The 12,004-nt window shown below is 72.0% G+C and carries 9 protein-coding genes; 3 read left to right on the forward strand and 6 right to left on the reverse strand.

What is annotated here, in order from left to right; translation table 11 throughout:
* Window positions 1–5: 5 nt before the first annotated feature.
* The 3 genes from Q9G87_RS39650 to Q9G87_RS39660 all read left to right on the forward strand — a co-directional run bounded on the left by Q9G87_RS39650 (window position 6) and on the right by Q9G87_RS39660 (window position 3,581).
* On the forward strand, window positions 6–893 hold the full coding sequence (locus Q9G87_RS39650) for a MurR/RpiR family transcriptional regulator (protein WP_305921723.1): 888 nt from the start codon (window positions 6–8) through the stop codon (window positions 891–893).
* 68 nt (window positions 894–961) lie between these two features.
* Complete coding sequence (locus Q9G87_RS39655; protein ID WP_305921724.1) at window positions 962–1,852, forward strand: sulfotransferase; 891 nt, start codon at window positions 962–964, stop codon at window positions 1,850–1,852.
* Between the two features lie 97 nt (window positions 1,853–1,949).
* Window positions 1,950–3,581 (forward strand): arylsulfatase, encoded by a 1,632-nt coding sequence (locus Q9G87_RS39660; RefSeq protein WP_305921725.1) that lies wholly within the window; start codon window positions 1,950–1,952, stop codon window positions 3,579–3,581.
* A 14-nt stretch (window positions 3,582–3,595) separates the two neighbouring features.
* On the opposite strand, the gene Q9G87_RS39665 is transcribed toward Q9G87_RS39660, so the two are convergent.
* The 6 genes from Q9G87_RS39665 to Q9G87_RS39690 all read right to left on the reverse strand — a co-directional run bounded on the left by Q9G87_RS39665 (window position 3,596) and on the right by Q9G87_RS39690 (window position 11,846).
* Complete coding sequence (locus Q9G87_RS39665) at window positions 3,596–4,132, reverse strand: NUDIX hydrolase family protein (RefSeq protein ID WP_305921726.1); 537 nt, start codon at window positions 4,130–4,132, stop codon at window positions 3,596–3,598.
* Window positions 4,133–4,266: 134 nt separating this feature from the next.
* Entirely contained in the window at window positions 4,267–5,268 is a 1,002-nt protein-coding gene (gene nrfD / locus Q9G87_RS39670; RefSeq protein ID WP_305921727.1) for an NrfD/PsrC family molybdoenzyme membrane anchor subunit, read from the reverse strand.
* Entirely contained in the window at window positions 5,265–6,152 is an 888-nt protein-coding gene (locus tag Q9G87_RS39675; RefSeq protein WP_305921728.1) for a 4Fe-4S dicluster domain-containing protein, read from the reverse strand. The genes nrfD and Q9G87_RS39675 overlap by 4 nt, the downstream gene beginning before the upstream one ends.
* A gap of 3 nt (window positions 6,153–6,155) precedes the next feature.
* Window positions 6,156–9,362, reverse strand: coding sequence for a formate dehydrogenase (gene fdh, locus Q9G87_RS39680; RefSeq protein ID WP_305921729.1), 3,207 nt, complete (start codon window positions 9,360–9,362; stop codon window positions 6,156–6,158).
* 70 nt (window positions 9,363–9,432) lie between these two features.
* Complete coding sequence (locus Q9G87_RS39685; RefSeq protein ID WP_305921730.1) at window positions 9,433–10,845, reverse strand: rhamnulokinase; 1,413 nt, start codon at window positions 10,843–10,845, stop codon at window positions 9,433–9,435.
* Window positions 10,842–11,846, reverse strand: a complete 1,005-nt coding sequence (locus tag Q9G87_RS39690) for a LacI family DNA-binding transcriptional regulator (RefSeq protein ID WP_305921731.1) — start codon at window positions 11,844–11,846, stop codon at window positions 10,842–10,844. Before Q9G87_RS39690 ends, Q9G87_RS39685 begins: the two co-directional genes overlap by 4 nt.
* Window positions 11,847–12,004: the final 158 nt, after the last annotated feature.

Consider the following 12,004-nt stretch of genomic DNA (forward strand, 5'->3'; position numbering starts at 1 on the left):
GATGGATGACGATGGCCGAGGACGACGGCACCTTGCTGATCCGCATCCGCGCCGCCATGCCCGCCCTGCGGCCGTCCGAGCGGCGCATCGCGGAGGCGTTCGCCGGGGAACCGGCCGCGGCGGCGAACCTGTCCATCGCCGACCTGGCCGCCCGCTGCGCCACCTCCACGACGTCGGTGGTGCGCTTCTACCGGCGCATGGGGTACGCCCGCTACCAGGACTTCAGGATCGACCTGACCCGGGCGGTGGCCAGGGAGGAGCTCGCCACGTCGAGCCTGCCGGAGGCGTCCGGCGACATCGACCGCCACGACAGCCTGGAGGGCATCGTCTCCAAGGTGGCGATGAACGAGACGTTGTCCATCGCCGACACCGCCCGTTCGCTGGACATGAAGGCCCTGGCCGAGGCGGTGGCGCTGCTGGGAGCCGCCCGCAGGATCGACACGTTCGGCGTGGGCGCGAGCGCGCTCGTCGGGCTCGACCTGCAGCAGAAGTTGTCCCGCATCGGGCGCACCGCGATCAACTGGCACGACCCGCACTCGGCCTGGACCTCGGCCGCCACGCTCGACGGCACCTGCGTCGCGGTGGCGGTCTCGCACACCGGCGCCACCGTGGACACGGTCGAGTTCCTGTCGATCGCGCGCAATTCGGGGGCCGCCACGGTCGCGATCACGAACTTCCTGGACTCGCCGCTGGCCCGCGCGGCCGACGTGACGCTCACCACGGCCGCGCGGGAGACCCAGTTCCGCTCCGGTGCCCTGGGCAGCCGCATCGCCCAGCTCATGGTGGTCGACTGCCTGTTCACGGGGGTCGCGCAGGCCTCCTACGACGAGTCGATGGAGGCGCTGCGGGCCACGTACGCGGTCGTGCACGGCCGCGTGGTCAAGCGGGCCTAGGTTCCTCGCAGCATGTTCACAGACCGGATTCACCTGGGGTTCACTGGATATCTCTACCTTGTAGGGCCATGAGCTGGAAGTACCGGGCCAACGCGACGCTTGAGGGCCTGACGGGATACACCTTGACGCGGCGGCTGCGCAAGGAGCCGCCCAAGCCGCCTCCACCGAAGCCCCCGCTGGAGTTGCAGCGGCTCCCGGGTGACACGGTGCGCCCGCCCGTCGACCCGGTGCACGACCGGCTGCTGCGCGAGCCGGCCTTCCTGCTGTCGTCCGTGCGGTCGGGCTCCACGCTGCTGCGGGTCATGCTCAACAGCCATTCGCAGGTGCACTCCCCGATCGAGACGCACTTCCGGCGGATCACCATCGGCCTCGGCACCGACCCCGTACGGCAGGCGATGGAGGCGCTCGGCCACACGCACAGCGACATCGAGCACATCGTCTGGGACCGCATGCTGCACCGGGAGCTGACCCGCAGCGGCAAGCCGGTCCTGGTGGAGAAGACGCCGAGCAACGTGTTCGTCTGGCGGCGCCTGGCGACCTGCTGGCCGGACGCGCGTTTCATCTTCCTGCTGCGCCACCCGATGTCCATCGTGCAGTCCTGGCATGAGGCCGATCCCGAGAAGCGGCCCATGGAGGAGGCCGTGCCGCGCACGATGAGCTACATGACGTACCTGGAGGAGGCCCGGACCCACCTCGACGGGCTGACCATGCGCTACGAGGACCTGGTCGCCGACCCGGAGGCCGAGCTGCGCCGGCTCTGCCTGTTCCTCGGCCTCGAATGGGAGCCGGGCATGCTCACCTACGGCAACAAGGACCACGGCGGCTTCGTCAAGGGCATCGGCGACTGGCGGGACAAGATTCGCACCGGCACCGTCGTCGCCGGGCGGCCGCTGCCGACTCCTGACGAGGTGCCGGAGGCCCTGCACGAGATCTGCCGGAAGTGGGAGTACCTCTCCTGACCAGAACCAGTCCGCACGGTAACCGTTTCAGGTCTGTGACAGAGTTTCGTGCGCCATTTGCCCGCCGTTCGCCTTGGGCTTCGATATGGTGCCCGTCGTGATCAACGGGCCCTCGCGCCGCGCGTTACTCGCCGGAACCCTCGCCAGTCTCGCCGTGCCGTCCGCCGCATCGGCCGCCGACCCTGACGGCCTGCCGTCGCGTCCCAACATTGTCGTCGTCCTGGCCGACGACCTTGGCTGGGGCGAGATAGGAGTGCAGGGCCAGCGCCTGATCAGGACGCCGAACCTGGACCGGATGGCGGCCGAGGGCGTCAGGTTCGAGGCCGCGTACTCGGGGGCGCCGCTGTGCGCCCCCTCACGCTGCGCCCTGCTCACCGGGCTGCACGCCGGGCACGGCACTGTACGCGAGAACCCCGAGGGCGGGCCGCAACTCGCGCTCACCGACGCCGACGTCACCTTCGCCGAGGTCCTGCAGCTGTCCGGCTACCGGACGGCCTGCATCGGCAAGTGGGGCTTCGGGCCCGAGCTGGCCGGTCAGGTCTCGCACCCGAACATGCGCGGGTTCGACGAGTTCTTCGGCTACATCGGCCACCGCCACGCCCACCAGTACTTCCCCAAGTACCTGTGGCACAACGGGGCCAAGGTGCAGCTGGACGGCACGTCGTACGCGCCGCACCTGTTCCGCGAGCAGGCGGTCGAGTTCATCCGGCAGGGCGGCGAGGACCCGTTCCTGCTCTACTTCGCCAGCACTCTGCCGCACTCGCCGAGCGTGATCGCCGGCGACGCCGGGCCGTACGAGGACATGCCGTGGAGCGGTCCCAACCGCCGTCACGCGGCGCAGGTGGCCAGGCTCGACACCGATGTCGCGGCGCTGCTGCGCGCGTTACGCGAGACGGGCGTGGCCGAGCGCACGCTCGTGCTGTTCACCAGCGACAACGGCCCGCACCGGGAGAAGGGCGTGACGCCCGCGCTGTTCAACTCCAACGGACCGTTCCGCGGTGACAAGCGCGAGGTGTACGAGGGCGGCATCCGCGTGCCGATGATCGCCTGGTCGCCGCGGCTGCGGCCGCGCGTGGTCAAGCAGCCGGTGGCCTCCTGGGACGTGCTGCCGACGCTGGCGGACCTGGCCGAGGTGCCGGTGCCGGCGAACCTGGACGGGCTCTCCTTCCGCGGCCTGCTCACCGGCGCGGGCGCGCCCAAGCACCAGCACCTGGTGTGGAACCGGCCGCGCAAGGCCCAGGCCATCCGCCGCGGCCGGTGGAAGGCCGTCAGGCTCGCCCCCAACATCGGCGGCGCCGGGCTGGAGGGCCGGATCGAGCTGTACGACCTGGCCGCCGACCCCGGGGAGCAGCGCGACCTCGCTGCGGCGCGGCCCGACCTGACCGACGAGCTGATGACCGCGCTGGATGCGTCGATCGGACCCGACCCGCGGATCCCGTACGGGCTGAAGACGGAGATCGTCGGCAACGAGGTCGTCGTGACCCTGCACAACGGCTCCACCGTGCCGTGGAACGAGGTCAAGCTGGGGCTCGACGGGCCGCGCCGGGTCCGCGCGCACACGGTGGCGCGGGTGGACCCGGGGATGTCGATCGCGGTCGGCTTCCCGCTGCCCGCGGGGAGCCGCAGCCGCGTCGTCGCCCTCGCCGACTTCGAGTCAGGCGGCCGCTCGCACCTGTTCCGCAAGGTGCACCGCAGGAGCGCCTTCCCCGCCGACGTCGTCACCCCCTGAGCCCTCACCCGGTCTCAGGGGAGACAGCCCACGTGTGCGAGGGCCTGCTTCAGCAGCACCCCCTGCCCGCCGGGCATCTCCTGCTGCACCATCGGCGAGGCCGCCTCCTCGGGCGTGAACCACACCAGGTCCAGCGCGTCCTGCCGGGGCCGGCAGTCGCCCGCGACGGGCACGATGTAGGCCAGGGACACGGCGTGCTGACGCGGATCGTGGTACTGGGTGACGCCCGGCGTCGGGAAATACTCGGCGACCGTGAACGGCTGCGGAGACGCCGGGATGTGCGGGAGCGCCACCGGGCCGAGGTCCTTCTCCAGGTGACGCAGGAGCGCGTCGCGGACCCGCTCGTAGTACAGCACCCGGCCCGAGACGAGCGCCCGGCTGACCGTTCCATCCGACGCGATGCGCAGCAGCAGGCCGACGCGGGTGACCACGCCGGTGTCGTCGACGCGCACCGGCACCGCGTCGACGTAGAGGATCGGCAGCTGGCCGCGGACGGACTCAAGCTCTTCCGGCGACAGCCAACTGGGCGTCGTTTCGGTCTTTTCGGTCATTGGCTGATCGTACGTCCCCCCGCCCTACCGGCGTACCCGGGCCGGCTCCGGCAGGGCACGACCGGCCAGCCACGATGCCGTGCAGATGACCATCACGAAGCCCAGGAAGGGCAGATACTCGACGATCTTACGGTTCATTGGAGATCACGCTCCGCTCTCGCTCTCGCCAGCCGCTTGCGCTGCGGCTGGACGGTGTACGCCGGGTCGTTCGCCGACTCCGTTCCTGCGTGGAAGATCCCGAATCGGGTGCAGGCCGATCCCGCCAGCAGCGCCGCCCCCGCCGCGACGGCCGCGATCCTGCTGCGCCGGCCGAAGGCGATCCCGGCCAGCGCACCGGCCAGCGTCAGCGCCTCGCCCGCGCGCAGCAGCCTGCTGCGCTTGAGCGGCACGGCCTGCGGCCCGAGCCGCCGCTCCATCCGGAGAGCGGCGGCGCATCCGGCGGCGGCGCCCAGGAGCGCCACCCGCCGGGCCGGACCCGCCTCGGCCACGGGCGCGGCCAGCATGCCGAGCCCGCCCGCCGCCGCGGCGGCCGAGCCGGCGAACAGGAACGGCATCTCCCGGTAGCCCTCGTGCCAGACGGGCACGGCGGTGTCGCAGATCAGCGCGGCCGTGTAGGTGGCCACCGCGGGCCCGGCCAGCCCGGCTCCGATCGTGGCGGCCCGGCCCAGCCGGGGGAGACGCCCCGTCAGGGCGGTGACGGCCGCGCAGCCGGCCGGCGGGCCGTACGCGGTCAGCAGCCACGTGCCGACGCTCATCGGCGAGGTCACCTTGAACACGCGCAGCATGTTGACGAACCGCTCGGGGCGGCCGAGGTCGTGGATCAGCGAGTAGAGCGACCCGCCGAGCGCGCACAGCGCCCCGGTCTTGGCCGCCCTGGCCAGGCGCGGCCGGCCGGTCAGCTCGGCGGCGGCGGCCAGCGTGGACGAGGCCCCGGCCAGGCCGCCGAGGAACAGGTATCCGGCGATGTCGGGGGCCTGCCACGTCGGCTCGTTCAGCACCGGCAGGCCGTAGTAGGAGCCTGCTTGCGGCTGGGCCATCGCGGGGCGCAGCGGCCTGGGGCCCGCGGACCCCGGCGTGGCCTCACGTTCGGTCCGCACCTCGGCCGAGCCGTCCAACCGCACGTCGGTCTGGCTCATGATCTCCTCCGTCCTGGGGCCGCCGAGCCCAAGAGGGCTGAGCTCACCGCCTCCGCGCCGGCCGGCCGCCGTAGCAGGGCCGCGGCGGCCATTCCCGCCAGCAGGGCGAGGGCCGCGGCGCCGGCGTGGCGCCACATCGACGGCAGGTCCCTGGTGGTCACCACCGGGTCGGGTGGCAGGCCGTACACCTCGGGCTCGTCGAGCAGCAGGAAGAACGCCCCCATGCCGCCCACGCCGTCACCGGTGTCGTGGCCGTACAGCCGCGCCGAGGTGACCCCGGCCCCACGCACCTGCTCCAGCCGCCGCTCCGCCCGCTCACGCAACTCCTCCAGGTCGCCGAACTGGATGGAGTCCGTGGGGCACGTCTTGGCGCAGGCCGGCTCCTGCCCCGACCCCAGCCGGTCGTAGCACATGGTGCACTTGGCCGCCGTGCCGCCGTGCTCGCGCTCCCGCTTGCCGATCACCCCGAACGGGCAGGCCGGCACGCAGTAGCCGCAGCCGTTGCACACGTCCTCCTGCACCACCACCGTCCCGTGCTCGGTGCGGAACAACGACCCCGTCGGGCACACGTCCAGGCAGGCGGCGTGTGTGCAGTGCTTGCACACGTCGGAGGCCATGAGCCAGCGGAAGTCCTGGTCGTTCAGCCCGGGCTCCTGGTGGCCGAGCGGCCGCCGCTGCTCGATGAACGCCACGTGCCGCCAGGTGTCGGCCCCGAGGCCCACCGTGTTGTCGTACGACATGCCGGTGAAGGCCAGCCCGTCCTCGGGGACGGCGTTCCACTCCTTGCACGCCACCTCGCACGCCTTGCAGCCGATGCAGACGCTGGTGTCGGTGAAGAACCCCACCCGCCCGGCGCCGATCGCCTCGTCCAGGTCGAAGGCCATGGCTCAGGCCTCCATTCCGGTGTCGCCGGTGACGCCGGCCCGCTGCCGGTAGGCCAGGACGAGCTCGGGCAGCGCCGCGCCGCGTGGCCGCCGCCCCGGCCGGATGTCCGCCGACAGCGCCTTGACCTCCTGGATGTGCGAGTTGGGGTCCAGCGAGATCGACGACAGCTCGTTGGCCGCATCGCCCCTGGCCAGGCCGTTCGGCCCGAAATGGAACGGCAGCCCGATCTGGTGCAGCGTGCGCCCGTTCAGGTGCAGCGGCGCGATCCGGTCGGTGACCAGCACCCTGGCCTCGATGGCGTTGCGGGCCGTGATGATCGTGGCCCAGTCGCCGTGCACCAGGTCCCGCTCGGCGGCCAGCTCGGGCGACACCTCGCAGAACATCTCCGGCTGCAGCTCGGCCAGGTACGGAGTGTGCCGGCTCATGCCGCCCGCGGTGAAATGCTCGGTCAGCCGGTAGGTCGTCACCACGTACGGGAAGACCGACGCGCCCGGCTCGTCCCCGCTCGGGTGATACCGGTTGTCCTCGTGCGGGTAGAGCCTGCGGGCCGGGTTGCGCTGGTGCCCGTACAGGGGGTTGGCCACCGGCGAATCCTGCGGCTCGTAATGCGCCGGCAGCGGCCCGTCCACCACCCCGGTGGGCGCGAACAGCCAGCCCTTGCCGTCGGCCTGCATGATGAACGGGTCGGTGCCCGACAGCGCCGCCGCCCCCCGCGCGTCCGGCGGCGGCCGGTAGTCCGGGCTCTTGTCCACCTCGAAGTCGGGCACGTCATAACCGGTCCACCGGCTCCCGTCCCACCAGACGAGCTTCTTGCGCTCGCTCCACGGGCTGCCGTCCGGCTTGGCCGAGGCCCGGTTGTAGAGGATGCGCCGGTTGGCCGGCCACGCCCACGCCCATTCGGCGGCGATCCAGTCCTGCTCGGCGGCGGGTTTGCGGCGGGCGGCCTGGTTGACGCCGTCGGCGCGCATGCCGCAGTAGATCCAGCAGCCGCACGCGGTGGAGCCGTCGTCCCGCAGCTCGGCGTAGCCCGACAGCGGCCGTCCCTGCGCGTCCCGGCCGTTGATCTCGGCCTGCACCGCCTCCGCGTCCGGCTCAGCCGTCGCGCCCTCGACCGGGTAGTCCCAGGTGAGATCGAGCACGGGCCGGTCCATCGGGTCCTCCGAGTCGGCCAGCTTCTCCCGGATGATCCGCCCCAGGTGGTACATGAACCACAGGTCGCTGCGGGCGTCCCCCTCAGGCTCGACGGCCTGATGGTGCCACTGCAGCAGCCGGTTGGTGTTGGTGAAGCTGCCGCTCTTCTCGGTGTGCGCGGCGGCGGGCAGGAAGAACACCTCGGTGCGGATGTCCTCGGTACGCAGCTCGCCCGTCTCGAGCTCCGGGCCGTCCTTCCACCAGGTGGCGCTCTCGATCAGGTTGAGGTCGCGCACCACCAGCCAGTCCAGGTTCGCCATGCCGAGGCGCTGCATCCTGGCGTTGGCCGAGCCGACGGCCGGGTTCTCGCCGAGCAGGATGTAGCCCTTGCAGGTGCCGTCGAGCTGCGCCAGGACCGTGTCGTACGTGCTGTGCGACCCCGTCAGCCTGGGCAGGTGGCCGAAGGCGAAGTCGTTGTCCGGCCGCGCCGCCTCACCCCACCACGCCTTGAGCAGGCTCACCAGGTAGGCGGGCATGTTGGCCCAGAACCCCTTGGGCGGGGCGTCGGCGTGCAGGAAGTCGCGCAGCCGCTCGTGCTCGTGCGCGTACGGCATCGGGATGTACCCCGGCAGCAGGTTGAACAGGGTCGGGATGTCGCTGGAGCCCTGGATGCTGGCGTGCCCGCGCAGCGCCTGGATGCCGCCGCCCGGCCGGCCGATGTTGCCCAGCAGCAGCTGCAGGATGCTCGCCGTGCGGATGAACTGGGAGCCGTCGCTGTGCTGCGTCCAGCCCACGGCGTAGACGAACTCCGCCGTCTTGTCCGGCCCGGAGTTCTCTGTCAGGTGCCGGCACACCTCCTCGAACAGCCGGCGCGGCACCCCGCACGTCTGCTCCACCATCTCCGGCGTGTAGCGGGCGAAGTGGCGGCGCAGGATGCTGAGTACGCAGCGCGGATGCCGCAGCGTCTCGTCGCGCTGCGGGGTGCCGCCCATCGGCGCGCCGAGTCCGCCGTGCGCCTCCGCGTGGCCCGCCCGCCGCTCGAAGTCCTGGTCCCTGGCGCCGGCCGCGGGGACCACCTCCATGCCCTCGTACTGCCAGGTGCCGTGATCGTAGGTGTGGGTGCCCGGGTCGAATCCGGAGAACAGGCCGTCGAGGTCCTCGGCGTCGCGGTAGTCCTCGCGCAGGATGGTGGCCGCGTTGGTGTAGTCGACCACGTACTCGCGGAAGTAGAGCTCGTTCTCCAGCACGTGGTTGATGATCCCGCCGAGGAAGGCCACGTCGGAGCCGGCCCGGATGGGCACGTGCAGGTCGGCCAGCGCACTGGTGCGGGTGAACCGCGGATCCACGTGGATGATCACAGCGCCGCGCGCCTTGGCCTCCATCACCCACTGGAAGCCCACCGGGTGGGCCTCGGCGAAGTTGGAGCCCTGGATGACCACGCAATCGGAGTGCTGCAGGTCCTGCATGAACGTGGTGGCGCCGCCCCGCCCGAACGACGTGCCCAGGCCCACTACGGTCGAGCTGTGGCACACTCGTGCCTGGTTCTCGATCTGCACCACGCCGAGCGCCGTCAGCAGCTTCTTGATGAGGTAGTTCTCCTCGTTGTCCAGCGTGGCGCCGCCGAGGCTCGCGATGCCCATGGTGCGGGCGGTGCGCCGGCCGTCCCGCTCCTGCTCCCAGGTCTCGCGCCGGGTGGCGATGATCCGGTCGGCCACCATGTCCATGGCCGTGTCCAGGTCGATCTCCTGCCAGTCCGGCGCGCCCGGCGGCCGGTAGAGCGCCTTGCGCTGACGGCCGGGCGCGGTGGTGAGCTGGAGGCTGGCCGCGCCCTTCGGGCACAGCCGTCCCCTGCTGACCGGCGAGTCCGGGTCGCCCTCGATCTGGACGACCTTTCCCTCCCGTACGTACACGTTCTGGGCGCAGCCCACCGCGCAGTAGGGGCACACCGACTTGACCACCCGCTCGGCGTCGGCGGTTCGCGCCCGCAGCCGCTCCGTATGGGCGGACTTCACCGCCTGTCCCCGCCCATACCGGTCTCTGCCGGTCAGCTGCCGCAGCAGCGGCCACGCGAAATCCATGACACCCCCCGATGCCCCTGGTCCGACTCTTGCCCGAACCGGACAGAGCGAAAACCAAGGTCAAAGGGGGTCAGAAGACGCGCGAGGCAGCCTCGTCCCATGCGCCGGAGTTGCCGGAGGGCTCGTAGCGGCGCAGCGGCTCGGCCGCGGCCACCAGCGACCGCATCTCCGCCAGGTCGGAGACCAGCCCCGCCGCGCGGGCCTGTACGAGCACGTTGCCGAACGTGGTCGCCTCCGCGGGACCGGCCACCACCGGCAGCCCGCAGGCGTCTGCGGTCAGCCGGCACAGCAGCTCGTTGCGGGACCCGCCGCCCACCAGGTGCACGACCTCCACGTCGCGCCCCGACAGCTCGACGGCCTGCCGGATGGCCTGCCGGTGCCCGAGCGCCAGGCTCTCCAGCACGCACCGCACGTACGCCGCCGGGGTAGCCGGCGGGCGCTGCCCGGTGCGGCGGCACTCGGCCGCGATCCTGGCCGGCATGTCGCCCGGCGGCAGGAACACAGGCTCGTCCGGGTTGACCACGGCCGAGAAGGGCCGCTCGCCTGCCGCCGCCTTCAGCAGATCGCCCAGGTCGGAGCCGGGCCAGGCGCGGAGGCACTCCTGCAGCAGCCACAGCCCCATGACGTTGCGCAGGTAGCGGACGGTGCCGTCGATGCCGGCCTCGTTGGTGAAGTTCGCGGCGCGGCTGTCCGGCGTCAGCACCGGACCCGGCAGCTCCACCCCGGCCAGCGACCACGTGCCGCAGGAGACGTACGCGAACGCCGGGCCGGTGGCGGGCACCGCGACCACGGCCGAGGCCGTGTCGTGCGAGCCCACCGCCCTGACCGGCGCCGACCAGCCGATCTCGGCGGCCACGTCCCGGCGCAGCCCGCCGACCGCCTCGCCCGGCTGCCGCAGCGGCGGGAAGATCCCGGACGGCAGCCCCAACCGCTCGATCAGGGGGGTCGCCCACGTCCTGGTGCGCACGTCGAGCAGGCCCGTCGTCGAGGCGTTGGTCACCTCCGCGCCCAACTCGCCGGTCAGCCAGTAGCCGAGCAGGTCGGGGATCAGCAGCATCGTGGCCGCCTGGTCCAGCCGGTCGGCCAGCAGCTGGTAGATCGTGTTGAACGGCAGCACCTGCAGCCCGGACACCTCATACAGCGCCTCGGCGCCGACCTCTTCGGCCACCCGCTCGGCCACGCCCTGCGTGCGGTCGTCGCGGTAGTGCACCGGGTTGCCCAGCAGCGCACCGGACTCGTCCAGCAGCCCGTAGTCGACCGCCCACGAGTCCACGCCGATCGACGACACCGGGCCCGCGGCACGCAGGCCAGCCAGGATCTCGCGGTAAAGGCCGAGGATGTCCCAGTAGAGGCGGCCGGCCACGCGTACCGGGCCGTTGGGGAAACGATGCGCCTCGGTCAGCTTCAACCCGTCGGACAGGTCGGCCAGCATCACCCGGCCACTGGAAGCTCCGAGGTCCACGGCGGCGAAACGGCGGCTCATTGGGTCGACTCCCTGGCGACCAGCTCCGGCTGGAACATGATGTGCTGGTGGGCGTGCGTCTCGGGGTTGTCGCACTCGTCGAGCAGCAGCTCGGTGGCGATGCGGCCGAGCTGATAGGTGGGCTGGCGCATCGAGCTCAGCGACACGGTCGAGGCGGCGGCGAATTCGATGTCGTCGTAGCCCATCAGCGCCACGTCCTCGGGCACCCGCACCCCGGAGCGGAGCAGAGCCCGCAGCATGCCGAGCGCGAGCAGGTCGTTGGCGCAGAACACGGCCTCCGGCAGGGGGCCGCCGGCCATCAGCTCGGCGGCCGCCTTCTCGCCCGCGCGGGCCGTCATCGTCGCGACCTCCACCACCCGCAGCTCGCCGGGGTCGAGCCCGGCGGCCCGCATGGCCGCCTTGGCGCCCTCGCGGCGCTCCACGCACTGCCTGATCGTCAGCGGTCCGGTGATGTAGGCGACGCTGCGCGCGCCCTTGGACAGCAGGTGCGCGACGGCGGCGCGGCCGCCCGCCACGTCGTCCACGGCGACGGCGCACTGGTCGGGCCGGTGCGCCGGGTGGTCGACCAGCACCACGCTGATGTTGTGCTCGCGCATCCGGTCGAGTCTGGCCGGGTCCTCGCCGGACGGGGTGATCAGCACGCCGCGCACCCGGTGCTCGGCCAGCACCCGCAGGTTGCGGTCCTCCTTGTCCTGCGAGCCCGCCGAGTTGCCCAGGATGACGGCGTAGCCCAGCTCGCTGGCCACGTCCTCGACCCCGGCGGCGACCTCCGTGAAGAACGGGTTGCCGATGTCGATCACGCTCAGGCCGATCGTCCTGCTGTGCCCGGCACGCAGCGTCGAGGCCGAGCCGTGCCGGACGAAGCCCAGCTCGCTGATCGCCGCCTCCACCCGCTCCCGCGTGGCGGGAGCGACTTTGCCTGGCCGGTTCAGTACGTTGGAGACCGTGCCGGGGGAGACGCCGGCGTGCGCGGCGACGTCCTTGATGCTGACCATGGCCATGGGGCCCAATTAAAACGTACAAACGCACAGGACGCCACATGGCCGCCCATACATCGCCCGGTCCAGGGGAACCACGCGGTGGCTGCGGCGCGCCCCCCTCGAAGGTCCCGGCCGGCGGTCAGGCGAAGCTGTCGGTCCAGCATTGAATCGGTTCACCC

Source organism: Nonomuraea turcica, from assembly GCF_030718205.1.
GTDB lineage: Bacteria > Actinomycetota > Actinomycetes > Streptosporangiales > Streptosporangiaceae > Nonomuraea.